The 25,687-nt window shown below is 65.7% G+C and carries 19 protein-coding genes; 7 read left to right on the forward strand and 12 right to left on the reverse strand.

Features of this window, described 5'->3' with window-relative positions; translation table 11 throughout:
• Positions 1–38 precede the first annotated feature (38 nt).
• Complete coding sequence (locus tag FVA80_RS24200; protein WP_147907759.1) at positions 39–974, forward strand: ornithine cyclodeaminase family protein; 936 nt, start codon at positions 39–41, stop codon at positions 972–974.
• A 3-nt stretch (positions 975–977) separates the two neighbouring features.
• Here FVA80_RS24200 and FVA80_RS24205 read toward each other — a convergent pair whose 3' ends face one another.
• Complete coding sequence (locus FVA80_RS24205; RefSeq protein WP_050736324.1) at positions 978–1,439, reverse strand: Lrp/AsnC ligand binding domain-containing protein; 462 nt, start codon at positions 1,437–1,439, stop codon at positions 978–980.
• 130 nt (positions 1,440–1,569) lie between these two features.
• Here FVA80_RS24205 and putA point away from each other — a divergent pair, with 130 nt between their 5' ends.
• Positions 1,570–5,268, forward strand: coding sequence for a trifunctional transcriptional regulator/proline dehydrogenase/L-glutamate gamma-semialdehyde dehydrogenase (gene putA / locus FVA80_RS24210; RefSeq protein WP_147907760.1), 3,699 nt, complete (start codon positions 1,570–1,572; stop codon positions 5,266–5,268).
• Between the two features lie 647 nt (positions 5,269–5,915).
• On the opposite strand, the gene FVA80_RS24215 is transcribed toward putA, so the two are convergent.
• The 4 genes from FVA80_RS24215 to FVA80_RS24230 form a co-directional block, all read right to left on the reverse strand.
• A complete protein-coding gene (locus tag FVA80_RS24215) occupies positions 5,916–7,007 on the reverse strand; it encodes a G1 family glutamic endopeptidase (protein WP_187193492.1) in 1,092 nt (363 codons plus the stop codon).
• Positions 7,004–7,978, reverse strand: coding sequence for a phosphatase PAP2 family protein (locus tag FVA80_RS24220; protein ID WP_147907762.1), 975 nt, complete (start codon positions 7,976–7,978; stop codon positions 7,004–7,006). The genes FVA80_RS24215 and FVA80_RS24220 overlap by 4 nt, the downstream gene beginning before the upstream one ends.
• Before the next feature lie 22 nt (positions 7,979–8,000).
• Positions 8,001–9,818 (reverse strand): adenylate/guanylate cyclase domain-containing protein, encoded by a 1,818-nt coding sequence (locus FVA80_RS24225; RefSeq protein ID WP_147907763.1) that lies wholly within the window; start codon positions 9,816–9,818, stop codon positions 8,001–8,003.
• 650 nt (positions 9,819–10,468) lie between these two features.
• A complete protein-coding gene (locus FVA80_RS24230) occupies positions 10,469–11,173 on the reverse strand; it encodes a Crp/Fnr family transcriptional regulator (protein WP_147907764.1) in 705 nt (234 codons plus the stop codon).
• Positions 11,174–11,666: 493 nt separating this feature from the next.
• Between FVA80_RS24230 and FVA80_RS24235 the strand changes: the two genes are divergently transcribed.
• Positions 11,667–12,377: a helix-turn-helix transcriptional regulator gene (locus FVA80_RS24235; RefSeq protein WP_246692122.1), complete on the forward strand. Its 711-nt coding sequence runs from the start codon at positions 11,667–11,669 to the stop codon at positions 12,375–12,377.
• An 837-nt stretch (positions 12,378–13,214) separates the two neighbouring features.
• On the opposite strand, the gene FVA80_RS24240 is transcribed toward FVA80_RS24235, so the two are convergent.
• The gene (locus FVA80_RS24240) at positions 13,215–13,649 is read right to left on the reverse strand and encodes a helix-turn-helix domain-containing protein (RefSeq protein ID WP_147907765.1); all 435 of its coding nucleotides are present in this window, start codon (positions 13,647–13,649) and stop codon (positions 13,215–13,217) included.
• 102 nt (positions 13,650–13,751) lie between these two features.
• Between FVA80_RS24240 and FVA80_RS24245 the strand changes: the two genes are divergently transcribed.
• Positions 13,752–14,522, forward strand: a complete 771-nt coding sequence (locus FVA80_RS24245; protein ID WP_147907766.1) for an SDR family oxidoreductase — start codon at positions 13,752–13,754, stop codon at positions 14,520–14,522.
• Positions 14,523–14,825: 303 nt separating this feature from the next.
• Here FVA80_RS24245 and FVA80_RS24250 read toward each other — a convergent pair whose 3' ends face one another.
• Entirely contained in the window at positions 14,826–15,038 is a 213-nt protein-coding gene (locus FVA80_RS24250; protein ID WP_147907767.1) for a hypothetical protein, read from the reverse strand.
• A gap of 133 nt (positions 15,039–15,171) precedes the next feature.
• On the opposite strand from FVA80_RS24250, the gene FVA80_RS24255 reads away from it, so the two are divergent.
• Entirely contained in the window at positions 15,172–15,717 is a 546-nt protein-coding gene (locus tag FVA80_RS24255; RefSeq protein ID WP_187193493.1) for a PAS domain-containing protein, read from the forward strand.
• Between the two features lie 967 nt (positions 15,718–16,684).
• A complete protein-coding gene (locus tag FVA80_RS24260; protein ID WP_147907769.1) occupies positions 16,685–16,990 on the forward strand; it encodes a hypothetical protein in 306 nt (101 codons plus the stop codon).
• Between the two features lie 12 nt (positions 16,991–17,002).
• On the opposite strand, the gene FVA80_RS24265 is transcribed toward FVA80_RS24260, so the two are convergent.
• Both FVA80_RS24265 and FVA80_RS24270 read right to left on the reverse strand, forming a co-directional pair.
• Positions 17,003–17,161, reverse strand: coding sequence for a DUF3606 domain-containing protein (locus FVA80_RS24265; RefSeq protein ID WP_147907770.1), 159 nt, complete (start codon positions 17,159–17,161; stop codon positions 17,003–17,005).
• Between the two features lie 689 nt (positions 17,162–17,850).
• Positions 17,851–18,909 carry a CorA family divalent cation transporter gene (locus tag FVA80_RS24270; RefSeq protein WP_246692123.1) on the reverse strand — a complete coding sequence of 353 codons (1,059 nt, stop codon included), beginning with the start codon at positions 18,907–18,909 and terminating at the stop codon, positions 17,851–17,853.
• Positions 18,910–19,146: 237 nt separating this feature from the next.
• Here FVA80_RS24270 and FVA80_RS24275 point away from each other — a divergent pair, with 237 nt between their 5' ends.
• Positions 19,147–20,613 (forward strand): carbohydrate porin, encoded by a 1,467-nt coding sequence (locus tag FVA80_RS24275; protein ID WP_243959475.1) that lies wholly within the window; start codon positions 19,147–19,149, stop codon positions 20,611–20,613.
• A 90-nt stretch (positions 20,614–20,703) separates the two neighbouring features.
• On the opposite strand, the gene FVA80_RS24280 is transcribed toward FVA80_RS24275, so the two are convergent.
• From FVA80_RS24280 to FVA80_RS24290, 3 genes are all read right to left on the reverse strand, one after another.
• Positions 20,704–22,530, reverse strand: a complete 1,827-nt coding sequence (locus tag FVA80_RS24280) for a sodium:proton antiporter (protein WP_147907772.1) — start codon at positions 22,528–22,530, stop codon at positions 20,704–20,706.
• 114 nt (positions 22,531–22,644) lie between these two features.
• On the reverse strand, positions 22,645–25,308 hold the full coding sequence (locus FVA80_RS24285; protein WP_147907773.1) for an MHYT domain-containing protein: 2,664 nt from the start codon (positions 25,306–25,308) through the stop codon (positions 22,645–22,647).
• A 156-nt stretch (positions 25,309–25,464) separates the two neighbouring features.
• Positions 25,465–25,656: a hypothetical protein gene (locus tag FVA80_RS24290; RefSeq protein WP_147907774.1), complete on the reverse strand. Its 192-nt coding sequence runs from the start codon at positions 25,654–25,656 to the stop codon at positions 25,465–25,467.
• Positions 25,657–25,687 lie beyond the last annotated feature (31 nt).

The raw sequence follows: 25,687 nt of genomic DNA on the forward strand, positions 1-25,687 counted from the left end.
GGCGCCGCCGCGCTCGGACTGCGCTCAAAGGTGATCCCTTGATTCCGTTCTTCGATCACGATGCGGTTCATGCCGCCCTTGACCATCCGCGCTTGATCGAAGCTCTGCGCGGCGCCTTCGCCGCCGCCGATATCGAGGCCCCCGTCCGGACGGCCCACGAGGTCGGCGCAGCGGAGGCGCCCGGTCGCCTCCTGGCCATGCCGGCCTGGCGCCGGGGTGACCTGGTCGGCGTCAAGCTGGTGAACGTGTTCCCCCGCAATGCCGAGCGCGGCCTCGGCGCCGTCCACGCGGTGTACGTCCTGTTCGATGGAAAGACGGGAGCGCCCCGCGCGATGATCGACGGCGAGGCGCTGACGAACCGCCGCACCGCCGCCGCCTCGGCGCTCGCCTCGACGTACCTCTCTCGTCCGGACAGCGCGGTGCTCGCCCTTGTCGGGACCGGTCACCTCTCGCCAGCGCTCGCCCACGCGCACGTCGCCATCCGGCCGATCCGGCGCGTGCTGGTCTGGGGTCGTTCGGCAGCGAAGGCCGAGGCCCTGGCGGCGCGGCTGCGGGAGGAGGGGCTTCCCGCCGAGCCGGCGGCCGATCTTCCGGCGGCGGTCTCGGCCGCCGACATCGTCAGCTGCGCCACGACCTCGACGCAGCCGCTGGTGCTTGGCCGTCACGTCCACCCCGGTACCCATGTCGACCTCGTGGGCGCCTTTACGCCCGCGATGCGCGAGAGCGACGACGCGCTGATTCGCGTCGCCCGTGTCTATGTCGACACCTATGCCGGGGCCCTGCGCGAGGCCGGCGACCTGACGCAGCCGATCGCGGACGGCACGTGGTCGGAGGACCGGCTCGCGGGCGACCTGCACGACCTATGCAGCGGGGCGAAGGCTGGCCGCAGGGACGCCGAAGAGATCACCGTGTTCAAGTCCGTCGGCGCGTCCCTGGAAGATCTCGTCGCTGCCTCGCTCGTCGTCGAAGGGTAAGGTTCACACGGGCAGCGGGCTGTCCGTCTTGACCTCCTCCATCACCGCGTAGGTGCGTGTCTCCTTCACGCCGGGCAGATCGACCATGACCTGCCCCAGAAAGCGGCGGTAGGCGGCCATGTCCTTCACCCGGGCCTTGAGCAGGTAGTCGAAGCCTCCGGCCACCATGTGGCATTCCAAGATCTCGGGCACGCGGCGGACCTCCGCTGAGAAGCGGTCGAACACCGTGCCGGTAGTCTTGTCGAGCAACACTTCGATGAACACCAGCAATCCCAGATCGAGCATCGCCGGATCGAGGCGAGCACCGTAGCCAGTGATGTATCCCTCGCGGGTCAGCCGCTTCAGACGTTCGGCCGTGGCGGTGGGCGAGAGCCTCAGCCGCTCGGCGAGGTCGACGGTTGATATGCGCCCGTCCTGCTGCAGGATGCGCAGGATAGCAGCATCAGTCGAATCCGTGCTTTTCACTACCAGCTAGCTATTCCATTGAGAAATCCGCCGACTTTCGGCGTGATTGTTGGATGTTATCACCGCCCTAGCGCCCCTACAACATCCCAAGAGGCGGGCCAAGGGCCGGCGGAGGGAGACGGGTTCTGCCATGTCGATCGTGTCTTCAGCCCGGCGCGTTGCACACGTTCACGCGTCGTTTGCGGACTTCCAGGACGACCTACCTGCACTGTCGCTGCTGCGCATGGCGATCGTTGCGGCTCACCGGCGCCCTGAGGCGGAGTGCCTGGCGCCGCTCCTCGATCTCGCGGAGCTTCCTTCAGAGGCGGCGGCCCGTGTCGCCGCGACGGCACGCGGCCTCGTCGCGGGCCTGCGGCGGACCACACCGCGGGGCGGCGTCGAAGGCCTGATTCACGAGTACGACCTGTCGAGCCAGGAGGGCGTGGCCTTGATGTGCCTTGCCGAGGCCTTGCTGCGCATCCCGGACGCCGCAACCCGCGACGCGCTGATCCGCGATAAGATCGCCTCCGGTGATTGGCGAGCCCATCTCGGCCACAGTCCCTCGCCGTTCGTCAACGCGGCCACCTGGGGCCTTCTGGTGACCGGCAAGCTAACCGCGACGACGAACGAAGGCGGATTGTCCTCGGCCCTGACGCGCCTGATCGGGCGGGGTGGGGAGCCGTTGATCCGGCGAGGCGTGGACCTTGCCATGCGGCTGATGGGCGAGCAGTTCGTGATGGGTGAGACCATCGCCGATGCGCTGCGCCGGGCGCGCCGCCGTGAGGCGAAGGGCTTCACCTATTCCTACGATATGCTCGGCGAGGCCGCGGTCACGGCCGAGGATGCCGGCCGCTACCAAGCCTCTTACGAGGAGGCGATCCATGCCATCGGGCAGGCGTCCGCCGGTCGGGGCATCACCGGGGGGCCGGGCATCTCGATCAAGCTCTCGGCGCTGCACCCGCGCTACACCCGGATGAAGCGCGCCCGCGTGCTCGATGAGCTGATCCCCCAGGTGAAGGCGCTGGCCCTGCTAGCCAGGGGGTACGACATCGGCTTGAACATCGACGCCGAGGAAGCCGATCGGCTCGACCTGTCCCTCGACATCTTCGAGGCGCTCGCCACCGATCCGGAGCTCGGGGCATGGAACGGACTTGGGTTCGTCATCCAGGCCTACGGGCGGCGTTGCCCCTTCGTCATCGACTGGCTTGTCGATCTCGCCCGCCGGAGCGACCGCCGCCTGATGGTACGGCTGGTGAAGGGCGCCTACTGGGACAGCGAGATCAAACGGGCGCAGGTCGAGGGGCTTTCCGACTTCCCGGTCTTCACCCGCAAGGCCCACACCGACGTGTCCTACCTCGCCTGCGCTCGGAAGCTGCTGGCCGCGCCGGACGCGGTGTTTCCGCAATTCGCCACGCACAACGCGCAGACCCTGGCCAGCATTGTGGAGATGGCCGGCCCGGATTTCCGGCCCGGCGACTACGAGTTCCAGTGCCTGCACGGGATGGGCGAAGCGCTCTACGAGGCCGTGGTCAGCACCGGCGTCATCGGCCGCCCGTGCCGGATCTACGCCCCTGTGGGCACCAACAAGACCCTGCTCGCCTATCTCGTCCGGCGACTCTTGGAGAACGGCGCGAACTCCTCCTTCGTCAACCGCATCGCCGACGCGTCCGTATCAATCGACGACCTCATCGCCGATCCAGTCTCCACAGTGCGGGCGATGCGCGAGCCGGGGGCGGCACACGAGCGGATCGCGGCCCCGCGCGACCTGTTCGGCGCTGGGCGGCGAAACTCGGCCGGCCTAGATCTGAACGACGAGGCCGTGCTCGCCCAGCTCGCCACCGACCTAGCTAAGGGAGCCACCAGGGCCTGGACCGCCGTTCCATCCGGACGCTCCGCTGCGGAGGCCTGCGAACCGGTCCTCAACCCTGCCGATTGCGGCGACGTGGTGGGCCATGCGCGCGCCGCGGAGCCCGCCGACATCGCCCAGGCCCTGGCGACCGCATCGGCGGCTGTGCCGAATTGGGTCGCGACGCCACCAGCCCTCCGGGCCGAGCTGCTCCGCGCCGCCGCGGACGCTTTCGAGATGCGGATGCCGGTTCTGCTTAGCCTGATCGTGCGGGAGGCGGGCAAGTCCCTGTCGAATGCCGTCGCCGAGGTGCGGGAAGCGGTGGACTTCCTGCGCTACTATGCCGGCGAGGCCGAACGGGTCTGCAGCCCCGACCACGGACGGTCCCTTGGCCCGGTCGTCTGCATCTCGCCCTGGAATTTCCCCCTCGCGATCTTCACCGGGCAGGTGGCGGCCGCCCTCGCGGCTGGCAACACCGTGCTCGCCAAGCCGGCGGAGGAGACCCCGCTCGTCGCGGCTGAGGCCGTGCGGCTTTTGAGCGAAGCCGGGATCCCCGTGGATGTGCTGCATCTCCTCCCCGGTGCGGGCGACGTCGGCGCCGCGCTCGTCGGCGATGCGCGGGTTCAAGGCGTGATGTTCACCGGCTCGACCGCCGTCGCCCGTCTGATCCAGCGGACCCTCGCGGATCGCCTGACCACGGACGGACGCCCGGTGCCGTTCATCGCCGAGACCGGGGGGCAGAACGCGATGATCGTGGATACCTCCGCACTGCCCGAGCAGGTTGTGACGGACGTCCTCGCCTCCGCTTTTGATTCGGCCGGTCAACGCTGCTCGGCCCTGCGCATCCTGTGTCTCCAGGAGGAGATCGCCGAAAAGACGCTGGCCGTGCTGCACGGCGCCCTGTGCGAGTTGGAAGTGGGCGACCCCCGGCGCCTGTCCGTCGATATCGGTCCGGTGATTACCTCCGGGGCGGCCGAAGGCATCACCCGCCACATCGAGACGATGCGGATGCGCGGCCATAAGATTACGCAATTGGGCAAGACCCCGGCCACGGATGCGGGCACCGTTGTCCCTCCCACGGTGATCGAGATTGCCAAAATATCGGATGTGGAGGCCGAAGTGTTCGGCCCAGTGCTCCACGTGCTGCGCTATCGGCGGGATGATCTCGACGCGCTCATCGACGCCATTAATGCCACCGGCTACGGGCTGACCTTCGGCCTGCACACCCGAATTGAGGAGACGGTTACGCGCGTTCTTGACCGGATCGAGGCGGGCAACATCTATGTGAATCGCAACACCATCGGCGCTGTGGTCGGCGTGCAGCCATTCGGCGGCTCGGGCCTGTCCGGGACAGGGCCGAAGGCTGGCGGTCCGCGCTACCTCCGCCGCCTGCTGCCTCGCATGGCTCCGTCCGCAGCCGGTGCGACCGCAACTCCGTCCTCCGCCGATACGGTCGCTCAGGATTACATCAGATGGCTCCGGCAGCGGGGCCACGCCGACGTCGCGACCCGAGTCGAAAATTATTTCGCCCGGGCACCTGCCGGCACCGAATGCGTGTTGCCGGGCCCGGTCGGTGAACGCAACATCTACAGCCTCCGTCCTCGCGGCCCAATCGCGGCCTTGGCCTCGGGCGAGGAGGGAACATTGCTCCAGGTCGGCGCGATCCTGGCGACCGGCCAGAGCGCCGTGATCACGGCTGCGAGGGCGTTATCGGGCCTGTTCGACGGCTTGCCTGCGGGGGTCCTGCGCAAGATCATCCCCGCAGAGGATCCCGCGATCGCCCCCGGACTTGGCGGCGTGCTCCACGAAGGCGAACGGGCCGACCTCGCGGGGCTGACCCGCCGGATCGCCGGACGGAGCGGTCCAATCTTGACGATCCAGTCGATCCTCACGGCGTCCAATCTGGAGGATTACGAGCTCTCGGATCTCTTCGAAGAACGGGCGGTGTCGATCAACACGGCGGCGGCAGGTGGCAATGCGAGCCTGATGGCCCTCGACGCCTGATCCCATGCGATTTTGCAGCGCCTCATAGCACTTATTGAGAGGAAGGAATGGCAACGCCCATCCCGTACGACCGCGAAACGGATGGTAGGCGAAATGTTCTTTAGGACCGGCAGATGAGGTGTAGTCAGCGAAGTCGAACGATGTGCCCGTCTTGTAGTTGGCGCCGAAGCGAGTAGCTTGACCGTTTTGATAGGTTCCGTTGCTGCGCCCGTGATGAGTTGATTTCGGAATGGCTGCTTCGACGCCATGGACTCTCCAGAGCAGCTATTCCGCTATCAGCCATAAGACGTGACGCCGGATCGCCGAAGCTCGCAAGATCAGACATTCGGCTTTGCGCCCAATCCGGTCATTCAGCTTGTTATGCCGACATCGCGTAAGCGGACACTACTGGCTACCACCCGATCTTTTGCTTGGGAGTGGCTTACAGAACGAAGCCCGCTTTGTTCTACGCCGGCGAATTTTTCGATTGGGCATCGGGGCGACACGTTAGGAAGCGACTACGGATCAGTTCCTGGACGACGAGGCGGTCATCGTTGCCTTCCGGCGGCATACCCTGCTGCCGCTCGACGACTGCCTCTACGCGCTGCACCCTACACACCCGTGGCGGGGATCCACCCATCACAGTGATCGATCAGGAAGGGCTGGAGTCAGCGCAGTCCTCCATACGTCACCTTCAGCGAAGTCGGGCTGCAACCCTTGGCGAGGGACAGGACGGCGATGCGCGCCGGGTCGCGCTTGCGTTCGAGCATCCTGATGTAGCGCGTCCCGTGCAGCACCTGCGGAACGCCGGAGGAGAGGGCCGGGAAATCCTCGGCCGGGCTTTCGACAGCGACGCACAGGTCGAACGCGGCAGTGCCGTAGTTTGGAAAGTTGTAGATATCCGAACTTCCGACGACGCTCGGTCGCTCGACGATCCATTCCGCGGTGGCGCCTGTGATCTTGGGACTGATCATTTGGCCGTCGATGTCGACGGTCTGAGGAACGTATTGGACGGCTATGCCGACCGGCGGTGAGGTCGAGAGATTAACGACGACGGCAACCACGCGCCGCGCATCGATTGCCGTCAGCACGCAGAGCACCTCGTTGCCCGGGGCGAGCGGAAGCGGGAGATAGGTTGGTGCGTTGTGCGCAGCGTCCAGCGTCCACCATTGCGTCCACGCCTCCGCCGTCACCGCTCCGTCCGCCTTCAACAGAGAGACGGTGCCGACCTGCGGCAGCGAGGCGTCGAGATAGCGGCGCTGACCGTCGAGCCCGATCCAGTGGGAGCACACGTAGGGAAAGCCGGGCGTCCCTGGGTTCGGCGGGTCCGGGACGCGTAGCGTTTCGGGCGTCTTCCAGACCCCCCAGACTTGAGCGAATTGTTGGCCACCATTGGCCGTCAGATAAGCGCCGGCCCAGTTCCGGCTGGTGTCGAGTGGGCTTGCAGCCGGACTCAATCGGTTGGCGCGCTTCGCGCTGATCCGATACGCGGTTGTCTTGATCCTCTCACGGACCATGGGGTCAAGGGCGAATGACTTGAGGGCCAGCGACCTTCCGAATCCGCGCTCCCACACTTGGTGCAGAATCCTGGGCGCGGCGGATCCCGGGCGCGGCGGCAGGCCGAATTCCCGAAGCCGCGAGGCATCGATATCGGCTGGTATGATCGGCTGGGCGGGCGCCTCGAAGCCAGTGAAACGTCGCTGCAGATCGTCGAGCACACGCTCGTCGACGCCGCCTCGATCGGACGATGGATCTCTCATGCCCATTCCTCCCGCGCTGCATCGACGGCGATCTGATACTTGCTGGTGCCTGGCGCGGTGCCGGACTGCTGCAGCAGCGGTAAGGTGCTGATGGCGAGCGCGAGGCCGCCGTCCGTGTCGCTTTTGTAGTGAAGACCGGCGATCTCCCTGTTTCGCGCGATTCGGTTCGCCAAGGTCCACAGGACGACCGAGGCGGTTTTCTCGACCGGCAACCCCGCGAGCACGTCGCGCATGCACAGCGCCATGAGATGCGCTTGGGTCGCGTGGCCGCTCGGGAAGGACGCGTGGCCCGGGACCTGAAGCGGCGGCATCAACGCGGGGCACAGGTGCGTGGGGCGTGGCCGAACATATTGGCCTTTGTAGTACATGGCGACGAATGTGCCGATAAGACTTGCAATCGTCAGGACCTTGTTCGTGTTCGGATAAGAACCGGGCTGGGACGTTAGAGCGTTCAAGAAGTAGCTGATGAATTCGTCCGACTGGGACAGAATCTCGCCCAGCGCGTCCGCCCGCTCCTCCTCTGCCGCGATGACGAGATCGTCGATCTCTTGTTTCACGTTCAAGGCGCCGGTGCCGACGATCCAGTCCACTGGCGGGGTGGCGGGAAACGCCGGAGGTTGTGCGGTGGCCGACGGAAGCTGCGGTATGCTGGACGGCCATGCGGGCGTCATGGCGCGCCAGTTCGTGGTCGAGAATTCCACCAAGCATTGCCACGCGTACCAATCCGCCGACCAATTGCGATCGGGAAACTTCGGTTGCGCGATGATGGCGAGCGCCCCGATCGTCTCGCCGGGAGGCACCGCGCCCCCCCCCGGCGGCGTGTCCGCAGGCGCAAAGACGAACGGCAGAGCGACCCGATCGGGAAAGAACCAACCCGCGGAATTGCCCGAGGCGTTGCCTCCGCCCCCGGCGTTGCCGGAGTTGCCGTTATTTCCGTTGTTGCCGTTATTTCCGTTGAAGCTTGCGGGCATACTAGCTTCCTTTCAGTTCGATTCAGTCGGGAATTCCAGCCTCAAGGAGTTGAGTAGCAAAAATATCGCGGACTTGGCCGCACAACGGCGTTCGGCTGCGGAACAGACGGACGCGGTATTCTGGAATGAGTTTTAGGAGCTGACGGGCGATTAGGTCGGCTTCTGCGCGCTGCCCTGCCGCAACGAGGCTCGCAATCAGGCACCGCAAATTGGAGGCGTTGCTGGCACCCTTCGCCGCGGATGCGCGGCCCCACGCGATTGCATCCTCGTGACGCCCGGCGAGGTAATAGGCCTGCGATAGATAATGCTCCAGCCAAAAGGCATCGCTGCCCAATGGTGATAGTCGCACCGCGTGTTCAGCATGCTCGACAGCGCGCGCCGTTTCGCCGGCGTAACCTAGAGTTAACCCGCTATAAGCCCAGGCTGACGCACAGCTGGGGCCTGCCGCAAGTGCGCGTTTAAAATATTCTTGGGCGCTGTAATAGTCGTGAAGCAAATAAGACTGAAGATGACCGTAGATTGACAGGCCGACCGCATCGTTCGGATCGCGCTCGATAGCCATCCGCGCGGCATGGGAAGCCGCAAGGCAGTCGGCATTATCGTCATTGGACCAGCCCTGGCCGATCCATTGCATGCCGAGCGATGCCAGGTGGGAATAGGCCGGCGCGTAGGCTGCATCGCAGGCCGCAGCCTGTTCGAGCAATCTCCTGGCCTCGATGAACGACGTCCGCTCCAATTTGTGAATGAGACTAAGTGCCTGGAGCGTCAGGTCATAGGCCGTGAGGCTCTCGGGCCGTTTACGGTCCGCACGCGCCAGTTCATGGGATCGCAGGTGCGGCGCGACGATCGACGCGACCCGCATCGCGATCGCGTCCTGCATTTCGAAGATACTGCCGAGCGTTCCGTCGAAACGATCCGCCCAGATCACGCCGCCGTGGTTGGCTAGTTCCACTGTGAGGCGCAAGGCATCTCCCTGGCGTCGCAGGCTGCCGTGCAGGACGTAGTCCGCGTCGAGTTCACGAAAAGCGCGGTGCAGGTCGACCGGGAAGAGCTTAAAACCCGCGGTGGAGCTGCGGGATATGACCAGCAGATCCTTGAGGCCGCTCAAGGCGCGGATAATGTCGTCGATCATGCCTTCCGCGAAGTACGTGTCCACTTCGCTCCTGTGGAGCGCTCGGAACGGAAGCACAGCCAGCACCGGCCTGTAATCGCGGCGCTCTTCCCCCGACACGCGGTCCCAGCTACGCGGCGGCGTCGGCACATCCGATTCTGTCAGAACAGTCTTGGCGTGAGTGGCATAAAGCATGACGGGCGCGCGAATGTTTTTAAGCCGCCGCTCGCCGACGCACGCGAAGGCCGACGGCACTCGCTGTCTGACTTGATCGTATACAGCTGCCGAGATTAGTATTCCGCCGGGATCCGCGAGTGGTTCGAGACGTGCTGCAATGTTGACCGCTGTTCCCCCGATCTGGTCGCCCTGAACCATGATTTCGCCGGCATGGATGCCGATCCTAAACAGGAGCCGCCGCTCGGGCGATACCGCGCCCGTGCGGCGCCGGGCGTTGGTCTGGAAGCGCAACGCGCAGGTTACGGCGTCGACGGCGCTGGGGAACTCCGCGATCAATCCGTCGCCCGCGACGCCGAAGACCTGACCGCCGGATCGCGCGATAGCGCGGCCAAGCTTGCTGATCTCCGCGCAGACGCGGCGGTGGGTGTCCTCTTCCGCGCTCCCCATCAGGGCGCTGTACCCCACGATGTCCGCCGTAAGGATCGCCGCCAGCCGGCGCTGGATCTTTTCCTTGCCGAACGGAGCGGCGTTAATCGCAGGGAGAGGCGACAATGTCTTGCCCTCGCGATAACCAGGCTAGATACAAGACCACGAGCATGAGTTGGCGTTCCGATCACCTGATAGTTGTCTAAGAAATAACCGAGCGGGAAGAGATGAAAGCGCTGGTATATGAGCCGAATTGACGATATCATTTGCGCAGTTCAAAGTGTTTTGCGTGCCGTTTTATCGATAAGATTCTACGCGCGCCTGTTAGATTTTGAACGGCAGTCATCATGCTGGCATCTGCGCGTCGGAAATTATATCGGGGCGTGTGATTCGAGCAACGTATTTTTTGAATGCTCGGCGCGGTTCTAGCCACGTCCTCCGCGGTCCCGTCGAGCACTCCCCGATCGCTGGCCGGTGTCGGCGTGCCGAGGGTTCAGGCCGCTTCATGGTTTCGGGTTGCAGTTCGCGCCGTAAACCTGTCGAGCCGCACACCTGACTCTCGTCGGGCATTCGAAGTCCGATCGGCTCAGGATGCCTGCGATCCTGCAAAGGTCAGAGCCTTTCAGCACACAGGTGCGCGCGGCATCACAACCGAATGTGCTTTAAATATTGATGTATTTCTTGACGCTAAAATAACAACGTAAAATCCGTCAAATCGCTTCGATGCAGAGATACTGTAACTCATTATAATGCAATTCGCCACAATTTAAAAAAAATTAAGTATGGCTAAAGGCGATTTTTTGCAAGGCCGTCCGATTGAACACGGTGCAGGCGCCAGGCGCTATAGTGATATATCCTTTGCGCTGCCACGCTGAGAGATGCCGGTTGGTCCCCTCGCGGGAAAGGCCGACCATGTTGCCGAGTTCGCGTTGCGTGGTCAGCACGCGGTTGCCGTTGCGGTCCGGGGCGCCGGCCAGCATGAGCAGGGTTTTGGCCAGGCGCTGCTCGGCGCAGACGAAGGCGTGATCCGATAATTGCTGGCTGGTCCGCCGCAGCCGTCCGCTCAGGATCGCCAGGAGCCGGACGGCCAGCATCGGGAAGTCGTTGACCAGGGGCAGCAGGTCGCGCCGCTCCATTAGCAGGAGGCAGCAGCGCGTCGCTGCGATCGCGTCGGCCGTGCGTGGCCCATCATCGAGAAGCGCGATTTCGCCGAAGACCTCGTTCGGCCCGATCAGGTTCAAGATGAGCTCGGACCGGCCCTCCGGACACGGCGTCGAGATCCGAACGTGCCCGCTCACGACGGCGAGCAGTCCGTGGCTCTCGTCGCCGCGGCGAAAGATGCGTTGCCCGCAGCGAAACGTGAGGCGCTGCGCGCGCATGGCGAGGCGCTCGATGACAGTTTGCGGCGCGTCCGTAAACAGCTCGTGCTGCGACAGCATGCATCGCTTGTCGAGCGCCGCGGCGGCTCTGTCGGACAGCACGGGTCAGGCTCCCGGCCCGGGTCGGAACACCCGTGGCACGCTTCCGCCGATGATCCTGAAGACCGATGGCGTAGCCCATAAAGATCTGTTGTCTCGCCCAAACCCAAGCATATCGGACTGTATCCACTGCATGCCGATGGCGGATGGCATCTCCGGTGTCTCGCCGACGCGCGGCAGCATACTACTGTCGGACACGAAACCGGGACAAGGCCCTCCCGCTTCAACATCGGGCGTAGCCGGCTGTGTCGATCGTCAACGGAGATTGAATCCCGTGGCGATCAGAGACAGTCATGACCGGCCGGAGGGGCGCGTTGCGGTCTTGCTAATCGCGCCGCCGCCCGCCACCAGACTCCGGCGCCAGCAGGAGCGCCGCGGTCGCACTGTTCTTCTGCGCGGTGCAAGAGTGACGAACCTCACACCCGTTTGGATGCGACGAACTACACTTTGTCGGCGCTCAGGAGACGTTTGACCTCGAGCGGAGGAGGGATCGCTCATGTTGGCTGCCAAAGACCCAACCCCGATGATGCCGGGCGCCTCGCTGGCGCCTAGTGGTGACCTGAGCGGGGCCGGCTCAGACCGGGCGGTTGACGCCGACGGACCGCAACACGCCCGGGTCGATCCGACGCGCGTCGCCGCCGCGCTTGAGGCTTTCATCGAGCATCTCGAGGAAGGGGTGGCGGTCATAGCGACCTGCGGACGCGTGCTGTTCCTGAATTGCGCCGCCCGAGCTATGGTGCGCGGTGTTCCGTTGCGGCTCGTGAACGGTCATCTCTGCGCCAGCGTGCCGAACGACACGGCGGCCCTTCGCAAGATGGTCTCGGGTTGCACGCTCAATGGCGGCGACTCGATCCGTCTTGTGAGCGAGGACAGGACCTTGCTGATCGCCGCGAGCGCGCTGGCCCCGATAGCCTTCGCGTCGGCCGAGTCGGCGGTGCTCCTGCGCCTGATCGATCCCGCTGCCATCCGGCTGCCCCGGCAGGAAATGCTGCAGGTGCAATTCGGTCTTACGCCCGCCGAGGCCGCGTTTGCCCTCGAGATGCTGGCTGGGAACGATCTGGTGGCGAGCGCGACCCGCCGCGGGATCACGCTGAACACCGCACGCGTGCACCTGCGCCGCATCTTCGATAAGACGGAGACACGTCGGCAAGCGGCGTTGATACGTCTGCTCCTGCTCTGCCCCCAACCGGTCACGCGGCAGGTATGAAGCGGAAGTCGATCCAACGGTTGAAGCAGGTCTCAATCGAGGCAGCCCTCGTCCGGCCGTCTACGTCGAGGCCTTCGAAATCGGTACCTGGAAGCCGCGCGGTTTCAGGGCCGTACGCGGGGCACGAGATCTTTGAACGGCGATCGATGGCGATGTATGGAACAGAGTTTCGCCTGCAATGCTACGGTAGGGGCTCCCATTCGGAGATAAGTGACTGCCGTGCTCTGGAAAGATGCGCCGAGCGAGAGCCGGTGGATATGAGCGAGAACTGCGCAACTGGTCTCCGCCCTCGACAGGAAGCGTAGCGAGTGCCGAATCACTACTTTGCGAACCTAGGCACTTACGGGACGGAAGGCCGGATTAGCGTAAAAAATTACTGGGCCGGGCGTATCAAGCCCTTGGAGGCTCAGGCAGACGGTCAATATCCTGTAAAGCGGACTGGCGCCAGCTGAAACCCTGACTTCGCTGATCACTTGCGGCTGACCATGAGGGAACGTTCTTCCGCGACCTTCTCACTCACCAGAGCTTATGTCTGCTATGGAGCAGCGCTTGCAGCAGCTTTTGCTGGCGGATTGGGTTGGTGAAGGTCTGTCCGCTTTCGCGGCTTACCTCCTTGGGCAACTCATCGGCTTTCGGCCAAATGCGGTCCGGTCGGCGCGCACTTCTGAATGGCTGGGTTGGGTGGTTTTCTGCCGGTCTGCTTACAAGCAGTAACCGATGGAAGCGGACATCACCGCCGTTCCCGCTCACGACCCCTTCACAGACCTTCGGAAGGTCCGCTTGCAGGCGCCCTAATTAGACCCGGGGAGCTGCGGTCAGCCTCTGGGTAAGACCAAGTTACGCCTGAACGGGTCGTCGGCACGCTCGCGACGCAAAAGCCTCGCGTGCCCGCTTGATCTCGGCATGGTGCGTCTCCGCCCAGATCCACACACCGCAGAATGCGGCACCCAGGCTCTCACCAAGCGGCGTGAGCGCGTAGTCCACGTGGGGCGGGATCACCGGGTGCACCGTCCGACGCACCAAGCCGTCCTGTTCCATCTGGCGAACTGTCTGGGTCAGCATCTTTTGGCTGATGCGGCCGACCGCCTTGCCGAGTTGGGTGAAACGCAGCGTGCCGCGCTCGTGCAGGGCTTCGAGGATCAGCATGGTCCACTTGTCGGCTACCTTGCCGATAATGTCTTGGACCAACGCCTCGATGGCCGGGTCGGTCTCGGTCGGGACCTGTTCCTTCCGACGCTCCTCGATCCGTGGATCGGCCTCTGCCCTACGCATCCGACACTCTCCGTTTGGTGCGTATAAATCTTTTCGGTGCCTACTTCGGTTCGGAGAGCATGATCCATAACCTCATGGGCGACAACAACGAAGGTCGCTCACATGAAGACGTCAGGGAACACCATCCTCATCACCGGCGGCGGCTCCGGCATCGGCCAAGCCCTCGCCCAACGCTTCCACGACCTCGGCAACACCGTCATCGTCGCCGGCAGGCGGACGGAGGCGTTGCAGCGGACGATTGCCGGACGTCCGAACATGCATGCCATGGCGTTCGATGCCGACAGCGCTGAGGGCGTGGCCGATTTCGCACGACGCGTGACGGCCGAGCATCCGGCCCTCAACGTGGTCATCAACAACGCCGGGATCATGCGCTCCGAGGCGCTGGACCAGCCTCGCGACCTCTCGGACGCGGAGGCAACGGTCATCACCAATCTGCTCGGCCCCATCCGGCTGACCGACGGCCTGATCGATCATCTCGGCCGGCAGCCCGATGCTGCCTTGGTGAACGTCACCTCCGGTCTAGCCTTCGTGCCTCTCGTGTCGGCCCCGACCTACTCGGCGACCAAGGCCGCCCTGCACAGCTACACGGTCGCGCTGCGCGAGGCGCTTAAGGGCAAGGTCGAGGTCATCGAGCTGGTGCCGCCGGCAGTGCAGACCGACCTCACCCCGGGACAGGCGACACGCCAAGGATACCTGTCACTGGCCGACTTCATCGACGAGGTCATGTCGCTCTTCCAAGAGCGGCCCACCCCGCGTGAGATCCTGGTGCAGCGGGTCCGCTTCCAGCGTCAAGCCGAGGCGGAACAACGCTTCGACGAAGCGGTGACGACCCTCAACGAGATGGCTCGCAAGGCCCGCGAGGCGCAGCAGTAAGAACGAAGGGCGCGGTCGACGATCCATGCTCCGCCGTTTGTCCCGGCGAAGCGAGGTCTTCTTTCGGTCGCGCCAGCGAGGACTGTTTCCCACCCGAAGCAGGCCTTGGGAATGTCTGCTTCCAAGCACTTCGTAAGATAAAGCCGCGCGACCAATCAAGACAGGGGGACGGCACGCTGGCCGCCTTCTATGATCAACATCGATCCCACGTGCCCAGGAGCACTTCGAACGAGTAGCAGACAGCAGCCGCGAACCGAACGCCGCCCCAAAATAGCGAGTACTCGCGCCCGTAACAGTATCTTGCTATGTTTTGTGCTGAATGAGGCCCTGGATGGCATCCAACGCATCTTCACGCAATCTGTCAGTAGTAAGATGCTCCCACAATTGCATCATTCGATCGGTTTGCTCAAATTTTATAAAATCTTCGCCAAAGCCATACAAGTCATCTACGGATATGCGAAGCGTATCTGCAATCCGCTTCAAACTCTCATGACGAGCGTCTTTCTCGTTGAGCATATTGCCCTCCAAAGATTGTCGGTCGTGTGCGGTCGTAGGGGGTACCATCCCGCTTGGTTGTAACGCGAACGACTTGTGCGTTCAAAGGTTGTGTCAGCATGTTGGCCCGACCGAACTGAGGCGGGAGGTGCTGGTGATTTTCACGACCGACGCTCAGGGCGAAGTCACGTACATCTGCCTCGAATGGTTCTCCTACGCCGGGCAGACACGTGAGGCCGCGTACCGGGACGGCTGGACCACGTCAGTCCTGGAGAGCGACCAGGGTGCTGTCAGGGCCATCCTCGCGGAGGCCGCCCAAGCCCAAGCCGAGTTCAGCGTCCGCTTCCGCATTCGGTGCGCAGACGGGTCGGTGCGGTGGCTGGCGGCTGGAGGCGTTCCCTCATTTGGACCGCCGGGGCGCTCGTTCCTCGGCTATCTCGGGTCCATGATCGAGTTTGCTCCGACCGAGGCGACTGAGATCGCAGCGTATGGTGGTATCGAGAGGTTCGTTCCACCGCCAACACACGTGGCCACACAGGCCGTGGCACCGCTCGACACCATCGCGGATCACCTCATCATCGTGCATGCGCTGATGGAGCAGCACGACGTGATGTCAGGTCTGAAGGAGGTCAAAGGCGCATTGTTTAGGGTCGGTCAAGCGTTGGCCCGTGGGGATGGATCGCGGTCGCAGGTCAACTGAGTGACTGCAACCTCGTGCCCCGCTGCAGGCGCACCTTGCTAACTACTTCGTTGGCTTTGACGGCGGTCGAGGCAGGACGCGGATCTGGACGAGTTTTCCGGTCCGAGGGTCGAGCACTACCACCATGTCATGCCCCCTACGATCAGATGCTTTACTTCAACACCACGCGGAACACAGCCTTGATCCTCCGGGCGGTCGCTCACGATCATCGTCGCCTGGCAGTGCGTGCTACGATACAATGCAACTTATGGTTGTAAAGTGCGTAGGCGCTCAACTGACGCAATAAGGCAAGGCTTGGCCCTCCAGGAAGTTCGGTTGGGGTGTAAGCCTCGCAGCCGTGCGTGCCATGGATCGGAAACCGAACGTCCGCTTCGGGGCGAAGGGCTAAGGTCTGATTGCCACCCCGAGCAGAAGTTGCCGGAGGGCTGACAAACGTCCGCTTCGGGGGAACGCCGACAGCGCTTCCGGCGGCTGGGTTGGGTCGATAGGAGGCCGTCCGCTTATCCAGCCGATCATCTCCGAAGCGGCCGTTCCGCTTACGGCCGGACTACGCCATGCCTGATCGTTATCGCGCGCAAAACCGGCCGTTCGGCTCTGCGCCCATCTCTGTCATTTAGGCAAGCTCGGCAACGCCTGCATAGCAGACATTCATAGACACACTGGCATGCTGCGAATTTGCAGAGGGGCAGAATTGATATTATTTAACCGAGAGTCGGCGAAGTAAAGGGTTATTGAGGTCCAGCCCGCGACTAGTCGTTGAAGAAAGCACATCCCGTCGATGTCGACGGCCACTACATTGGAATTGCGTTGGGCCGACGAGCGCCCCGCGACTGCGAGAACACCATCATACAGCCGGGCCACGAGCAATCTGTCGCTGAACACTTGTAAGAGGATGGTCGAGGTGGTTTCTATGAGGCAGAAATTTAGGTGTTGCACGCCAAGCTGAATTACTGACGAGTGGATCGACGTGCGGTTCACCCACAACGCGACCGGGCTCAACCTGACGATGAGTTGGCCGAAGTGGAAGCTTGGGCGTGGCTTGAACTATCTGGTGGAGTTGGCAGCCGGCTCGTCGGTACTGCAGTTAAAGGACGTGCGGTTCGTAGAGGCGCTTAGACTGACTGACGCGCTCGACGTGAAGGGCGAGGGCACGATCATCAAGGTTGCGCTGGCCAAGAGCACGGCCGGCCTGGACCGTCTGGAGGTGTGCTACTGCAGGAACGGCTCGGCCACCAAGACCAACCCGTTCGTCGCCCCCACCCGCAAGCTGTGAGCGGCCCCGGCCTCAACGCCGGAGGTGGCCGCGCAGTGTGGTGACGCGGCTGCCTACGAGGCGCACGGCCTTGCGGAGTTGCTCCTCACTGACCCCGAACAGCTTGGCGTAGGACTCGCGGCTGGACCGGTCGTGGATGTCGAGGTGAGTGCGTTCGGTCTCGGTAGCCATCGGTGTTCGCTCCCTGACACGCCTCTCGAAGGAGCGCCGTCGACTGTGGGATCAACGCGACCTCACCCTCCGTGTTGCGACCCAAACAGACGCGTTCCGCCGGTCATGCACAGGTTCCGCGGACGATCCAACGAATGGAAGCATCTCGCCGTTATGCAGGTCGACCTCGAGATCGACCTTGAAGAACCGGAGAGATGCCACGACCGGAGCCTGCCCAGTCCAGGTGACCTCGCTTTCATATCGGGTGTGAAACTCATCCGAAATGGCGCCCAGGAAGGAATGCAACCAAAGACGCTTGGCGCTCTTCTTCTCGTATCACCACATCGAACATTTCGTCGGCCGCGCCCGTCGGATGATCCGCGTTCGCGAAGGCCGCAGCCATGATCCATTGCAATCATTATCAAGGTGGCGAAGCCCGACCGGCCCTCACCTAAGTCGCTCGGGTACTGTCGAGGCGAATGGTACCTCCCGAGAACGCGGACCTCCCGTCGCGCCTGGCCGAACTCGTCGCCGTGCTGCTCGCACGCGATGGCGAGCGCGGCGACCGTCGTCCGGACGACGCTTGAGAAGTCACAGTTCCAAATGGCGAGCCTTCGGACAGCCACTTCGTTCCCAACGAGATGCGCGGCATCGGAACACGGCCAACGGAAGTGATCCGCTCACGGTCAGAACGGTCGCGAAGGGTATGCTCACCCCCTGGGTGGACGAATGCCGAGCAATCGTATGACGGCAAAGGCTAGGACGGCCGATGCCAAGCTTAGGCCGCACACGAAAAGGAAACCGTGCGGATCGTCGCCCAAGGGCAGCCCCTTCACGTTCATCCCGAACAAGCCGGTGACGAAGGTCGGCGGAAGGAACAGCGCCGACAGCACCGACAGGACGTAGAGCTGCCGGTTCGTCGCCTCGGCGATGCGTTCGGACACCTCTTCTTGCAGCAGCCGAGCCCGCTCCGCCTGCAGGGTCATATCGCGGTCTAGCGCATCGAGGCGCTGCGCGAGCCGGGCCGCCGCCGCGACCGCCGGCCCGTGGACGTTGTCCGTCGCCCCGTCCGTCTCCAGCCGGTGGAACACGGCGGCGAGGCCGGCGATCTGCCGATGCAGGCGCACCGCGTTGCGGCGGACGGGCCCGAGCCGGCGGCGGTCGTCGCGGGGCCGTCCGTCGAGGATGTGGTCCTCGATCCCGTCGAGTGCGTCCGAGAGCCTCTGCCCGGTGGTGGCCATCGCCGACACGACGTGCCCGACAAGGGTCTCAAGGAGCAAGGTCGGCGAGGCGACGGTGTGGCCCCCCTCGACCGCCGCGCGGGTCGCGTCCGGGCTTTCCGCCGGTCCGCGGCGGCCGCTGACGAGGCTGCGTGGTCCCAAGACGAAGTGGAGCCTGCCCGCCGGGACGGGCTTGGCTCCCGGGCGGGCGAGGTCGGCGACGACGCCCCCGATGTGGTCGGCCTCGACAGTGATGCGCTGGTGCTCGTCGGGCGCGAACACGGCGGTGGCGAGCCGGGTGGGACCGAACCTACCTTCGCTCGCCCGACCGACCAGATCCGCCGCATCCAGGTCGTAGTGCAACCACAGGAACCCGCCGCCGAACGCGTCAAGGTCGCTCGCCGCCTGCGCCGGCGGGACGGACCGTCCCCGCCCATCCGCGTCGAACGCCATGGCCCATAGCGGCTCGCTCGGCCGGGTCGGCCCCGCGATGCCCGTCGTGGTCGAGGGCGCGGCGCTGGCGTCGACCGGCGGATCCGACGGCTTCATGGGTGATCCAATCGATGAACGGCCCGGTGACGGCGGGCCGATGAGACCATAAAAACTTTGAGTGGTGGCGCCGCACCCGTATGGTGCCCCCCGTATCCAAGTCGAGGGCGACCGACGAGCCGCATGGGCGCCGCACCGGACATTCGAGCGGCTCGTCGGTTCCCAGGGTTCTGCATCCTGCCAGACATCTCCACCGAACGCGCGTGGCGGCCGTCCGTCCATGGGCGCTCCGGGCACGTGCGAGCCTTGCGCGATACGCTCGCCGTCGCGCTGATCGTCAGCCTCGCACCCATCGCCGCAGTCGCCCAGTCCGCGAATACCGGCGCCGGCGGCGATCCGCGCACCTCGGTCGCCCAGCCCGAGGTGTCAGGCAAGCCGTCGGCGGTGGCGACGACCTCGATCCAGTCCGTGCTCGGTGACGCAGCCGATCCTACGGGTCTGCGTCGCTTCCTGTCTGACCGAGGGATTGTCCTCAGCTTCAACGCCATTGCCGACATCCTCGGCGACACTAGCGGCGGCACGCGTCGCACGGCCACCGTCCTCGGGCGGCTCGACATGCAGCTCGACGCCGACCTCGACCGCCTCGCCGGCTGGCACGGCGCCGCGTTCCGGGTCGAGGCCTACCAGATCAACGGCGCCGGGCTGTCCCGGGCCGCCGTCAACGACCTTGCCGTGATCAGCGAACTGGAAGCGCTGCCGTCCACCCGCCTCTACGAGCTCTGGATTGAGCAGCAGTTCCTCGACGGGCAACTGGCGGTCAAGCTCGGACAGGTGGCGGCCGACACCGAGTTCCTCGTGAGCCAGACCGCGACGCTGTTCATCAACTCGACGTTCGGCTGGCCGACCATCGCCGGCACCAACCTGCCGAGCGGTGGTCCGGCCTACCCGTTCGGCGCGCCCGCGATCCGGGCCAAGTACCTCACGACCTCGAACCTCTCATTCCAGGTCGGTCTGTTCGACGGCGACCCGGCCGGTCCGGCGCGGCAGTGGAACGACCCGGACCCGCAACGGCGCGACCGCACCGGCACAAACTTCAGGCTGTCCGATCCAGCGTTCCTGATCGCGGAAGCGGCCTACGCGTACAACTTCGAGGAACGGGCCGGCACGGGTCAGGTTCTAGTCGAGCCCGGGACGGTGACGCTCGGGGGCTGGCACCATTTCGGCCGGTTCGATTCTCTCCGGGTCGATGACACCGGTCGCTCGCTCGCCGACCCTTCGACAACCGGGGTCGCCCGCAGGTTCCGGGGCAACGACGGCCTGTACGGGATCATCGACCAGACCGTGTACCGCGAGCCGGACGACGCCGGGCAGGGCGCAAGCGCGTTCGTGCGGGCGGTGACGTCGCCGGGCGACCGCAACCTGATCGACCTCTACCTCGACGCTGGCATCGGCTACCGCGGGCTGCTGCCGGGTCGGTCGAACGACACGGCGGGCGTGGCAGTGTCGTACGCGCGCATCTCGCCGTCGGCCCGGGGTGCAGATCGCGACACCATCCTGGAGACGGGCACCGCGATGCCCCGGCGGCGGTTCGAGGCGCTGATCGAGGCCACGTACCAGGCGGTCCTCGGCCCGGGCGTGACGGTGCAGCCGAACCTGCAGTACGTTTTCCATCCGGGGGGCAACATCCCCGACCCGCGCGACGCGCTCGGGCGGCGGATCAAGAACGCCACGGTCGTCGGCTTGCGGGCGACGCTGACCTACTGAGCGAGGTTTGACTCCTTGCGGAACCTCGGCAATGGCCATCCGACCCGAGAGTGAACCGGTCGAGCCCGGACGCCGTTCGGATACCGTTCGTCAGGCGTGCACCGGAGATGACTCTTCCGCTAAATCGAGGCGAGGAATGTCCGGCGCGGCGAAGGCAAGCATGCGATCCCCCTCGTTGGGGGCGGCACGCTCGTTGTCGACCGAGAGGAGTTTCACCGCCCCGTCCGTCTCGATGATCAGCAGGGCGACCGCGTCGGTCTGCGCCCACGCATTCGCGAGGACGACTTCGAACCGCCAGCCGGCCTCGTGCCGCCCGGCCAGGGCATCGAAGTCGACCGTGCCGTTGCCGAGAACCTTGCCGCGGGTATCCCGGCTGACACCCGTGTCCGCGTGCAGGAGGTGGTCCGCCGACGGCGCGAGTTGGTAGACGCGCTCGCGGCCGATCTCGGGGGCCAACCGAGTGCACACCAGCGCGTTGTAGAGCTCGTCCCGGGTCGCAGCGAGCAGATGGTCCGGGGGGTGGTCGGCGAGACCTTCCTCGGCATGCCGCGACAGGAGCTCGGCCTGCAGCGTTGGCACCCCCGCCTCACGAGCAGCCTGAAGCGCGCCAGGGTAGGTGTCGATTAGCACCACCGGCACGCCCGCGCGATGCAGGGCGACGACCATGTCGCTCGCCCATGGCGACGCCCCGACGACGGCGAGCCGCTGGGTCTCGGCCGCGGTGGACAGACCCAGTCGCCGAGCCAGCGGTCCCAGTGAAAAGCCATGAAGGATGACCGTGGCCACGATGACCGCGAACACGGTGGGCTGGATCAGGTCGCCGCCGGCGTAGCCCGCCTCGCTCAGACGGGGACCGGCCAAACCGGCGACGGCAGCCGCGACGATACCGCGAGGGCCGATCCAGCCCACGAACAGCCGCTCCCGCCGCGACAGGTCGCTGCCCAGCGTCGCGAGCCAGATGGCGGCCGGGCGGACCGCGAACAGGACAGCGGCGGTGAGAGCGAGGATGGGCAGGGACAGCTTGCCGAGGACGCCGAGGTCGAGGTCGGCGGTCAGTACGACGAACAGGCACGACACCAGGAGCACGACAAGCGCCTCCTTGAACCGACGCAACTCGCCCAAGCCCGGCACGTGGCGGTTCGCCAGCGCGATGCCGAACACGGTCGCGCCGATCAGCCCGGCCTCGTGCATGAGAAGGTTCGGGACGACGTAGGCGACAAGCGCGAGCGCGAGCAGCACCGGCGTTTTGAGCGTCTCTGAGACGAGATCCCGCCGGAATGCCCAGGCCACCAAGAGGGCAAAGCCAACGCCGAGACCGCCCGCCACCAGCACGCCCTCGGCGAGGTGGATCGCCAGGGCGACTGCCGGGGTCTCGCCGGCGTCGTGCGGCACGCCCACCAGGATCTCGATGACGACCGCCGTGAGGATGGCCCCGACCGGGTCGTTGACGATGGCCTCCCACTTCAGGAAGGCGGCAGACCGCCGCTCCAGGCGGGCGTGGCGCAGCAGCGGCAGGATCACGGTCGGTCCGGTTACGACGAGGATGGCGCCGAAGACCGACGCGGGGCCCCACATCATCCCGCCGATGAGGTGGGCGGCGAGGGTACCCAGGACGAAGTTGACCGGCAGCGCGAAGGCGGTGAGCCGGAGAACGCCCTCGCCCGAGGCCCTGAGTTCGCGGAAATCGAGCGCGAGACCACCCTCAAACACCACGATGGCCACCGCCAAGCCGATCAAGGGTCGCAGGTTCTCCCCGAAGTCGCGGGACGGGTGCAGCAGGCCGAACACGGGTCCGACAAGGAACCCGAGCGCGAGCAGCAGCACGATGGCGGGGATGCGCAGGCGCGCGGCGAGCAACTGGGCGGCGATGCCACCGCCCACGATGCAGAGGACGGCCGTCGCCAAACCTTGTTCCATCCATTTCCTTCCGGGCAAACCTGTCGTCGAGACCGTCCGACGCCTCACCGGCGGAGGGATCAGCACTTCCGCCGTCGTAAGGGTCGGATCACATGCCCTACAACGGGTTGGAGCCTATGGGATTCCCGACCAGGTCCTCGTCGGGGTCGCACCCCCGGCATCGGTTTGGCGATTGTCGAGCTTGCGCAGCTCGGTGGCGATGTCCTGCAGGCTGGCGTCGCCCTTGCGCAGGACCCGGTCGGCCTCGGACAGCCGGTCGCGCTCCGCCGCCGTGATGTCCCGGGCGCTCAGCACCACCACGGGGAGCTCGGCGCAACCGGGCAGTCCCCGAAGCCGGTCCAGGAAAGAGAACCCGTCCATCACGGGCATGGTCAGGTCGAGCAGCACGAGGCGCGGCACGCCGTGCCGGACTTGGTCTAGCGCCTCGCAGCCGTTCCCGGCCTCACGGACAGTCCAGCCGTTGCGCTCCAGCACGGTCCGGAGGCGGTGACGCATGTCGGCATCGTCATCGACCACGAGCACGTCGCCGTCGGCTTCCCGGAACTGTTCCAGGATCGTGCGCAGCCGCGTCCAGTCCACCGGCTTGGGCAGCGCCTCCACCGCGCCGAGCGAGGCGCTCAAGGCCGCGTCGGCGACGAAGCTGACCATCACCACCGGGATACCGGCGGTCCCCGGCTCCGCCTTCAGGGCGGCGAGCACCGACCAGCCGTCCATCTCCGGCATCATCACGTCGAGCAGGATGGCGCGGGGCTTCAGCGACCGGGCGAGGTCGAGCCCGGTACGCCCGTCCCCCGCGGTGCGGACGGCGAAGCGCTGGCGTTCCAGGAACCGGGTCATCAGTTCGCGCTGGTTGGCCTCGTCGTCGATGACCAGCACGAGGTCGCCGACCGTCACCTGGTTTTCTGGAGCCACCGGTGCCGCCTCGACGACCTGCTCGGGAGCCACCGCCGGGACGCGCAGGGTGAAGCTGGTTCCCTGGCCCTCGACGCTCTCGACGGTGATGTCGCCGCCGAGCAACTGGGCGAAGGCACGGCTCAGCGCCAGCCCGAGGCCGGTCCCCCCGTAGGTGCGCGTCGTGCTCTCGTCGGCTTGCGTGAACCGCTCGAATAGCCGCCCGACCTGCTCGGGGCTCATGCCGATGCCGGTGTCCCGCACGGTGAACCGGAGCCAGTCGCCGGCCGCGGCGACCTCGCGGGCGGCCCGCAGCGTGATGGTGCCGCCCTCGGTAAACTTGGCCGCGTTCGACAGCAGGTTGAACACACACTGGCGCAGCTTGGTCGCGTCCGTGCGCGCCCGGCCGACATCCCCGGCGACGTCCAGCGCCAAGACGTTCCCCTTCTTGGCCACCAGAGCCTCCACGGTGCCGGCGGCGTCCGTGACGAAGTCGGCGACGTCGATGTCCTCGGAGTAGAGTTCCATCTTCTCGGCCTCGACCTTCGACAGGTCGAGCACATCGTTGATCAGCCCGAGCAGGTGCTGGGCGTTCGACTTGATCTTGCCGAGGTCCTTCAGCAGGCTCTCCTGGCCGAGCTCCTCCGCCTCCTCCTCCAGCATCTCCGAGTAGCCGATCACCGCGGACAGCGGCGTACGCAGCTCGTGGCTCATGTTGGCGAGGAAACGGCTCTTGGCCCGGCTGTGCTCCTCGGCGGCGTCCCGGGCCTCCTTCAGGGCGACCTCGGACGCGTGGCGCTCGGTGATGTCCTCGTGGACGCCGACCCATTCCCGGATCGTACCGTCGGCGTCGCGCACCGGCACCGCGCGGGCCACGTACCGCCGCCATTCGCCGTGGGCGGTGCGCACGCGATGCTCGGCAGTGTACGGGTATCCGGCGCGAAGGGCGTCGGTCCAGGTGGCAACCGTCGCCGGAAGGTCCTCGGGATGGATCGCCTTCGCCCAGCCGGCGCCCATGTACTGCTCCGGGGCGTGCCCGGTAATGCCGGCCCACCCCGCCTGCTCCTCGACGAAATGTCCGGCGGCGTCGGTGGTCCACATGATGCCGTTGACGGCCCGGACGGCGGATCGGAAGCGCGCCTCGCTGACGTGCAGGCGCCGCTGCACCCGGCGTTGGTCGAGCGAGGAGGCCATCATCGCGAGGAACAGGATCAGGAAGGTCATGCCGGCCACCGCCAGGGCGACGTCCCGCTGACCGGTCGCCAGTGTGGTCGCGTGCGCGGCGTGGGCGCCGGCCTCCTGCGCCGTGAACGTCGCCGCCGCCATGCCGGTGTAGTGCATGCCGGCGACCGCAAGGCCCATCACGCAGGCGGCGGCGAGCTTCTGCCATGGCCGGTTGCGGCGGAAGGTCAGCCACAAGGCGGCGGTCGCGGCGGTGACCGCGATGGCGACCGACACCGCCACGACGGCAGGGTCGTAGGCGAAGTTGCCGGGCACGCGCATCGCCGCCATGCCGGTGTAGTGCATCGCCGCCACGCCGACTCCCATGAGCGGGCCCGCGACCAGCAGGGACCGCGTGCCGGTGCCCCGGCGCGCCACCCAGGCGAAGGCGGCGGCGGTGACGCCGACGGCGATCAGCAGCGACAGCAGCGTCAGGCCGAGGTCGTAGGCGGCGGGCAGTCCCATCTCGAAGGCGAGCATGCCGACGAAGTGCATCGACCAGATGCCCCCGCCCATCGCCACCGCCGCGCCCGCACCCCAGGCCCAGCGCGGACCGACGTCCGGCCGGCGCACCCGCGCGCCGAGGTCGAGGGCGGCGTAGGACGCGAAGACCGCGATGACGATGGAGAGCGCGACGAGGAGTGGGTTGTATCCGGTATGGACCATGGGAATTCCGGTGTGTGTACGCGGTCCGTACCACCGAAAGGCAACGACCTTGGGGCACTCGCCCATTCGTGAACGGGCCGGGCGATCCGGTTTCCGGCGCTCGGTGGCTGTATTCGAGCCGTCCGTACGTAGATCCGCACCGGTGTATGCGGATGCCTAGAGCAGGAAGCGGACGCAGGCAGCCAAGGCGGCCGTCGAGGCGAGCGGGACGCCGAGCGCCGCACCCAAGGCGAGGCCTCGCCCCGTCATCGGCATGTTGTCGTTGCCGGCTTGCATGGCCAACCTCAGATGCCACAGCGCGATGGCCTCGCCGGGCGTGACGGTGCGGGACGTGGTGCCGGGGATCAAGGGCCGTCCCTCCATCGATTGCGAGTGCCCC

Origin of the sequence: Methylobacterium sp. WL1, from assembly GCF_008000895.1 — a bacterium.
Taxonomy (GTDB): domain Bacteria; phylum Pseudomonadota; class Alphaproteobacteria; order Rhizobiales; family Beijerinckiaceae; genus Methylobacterium.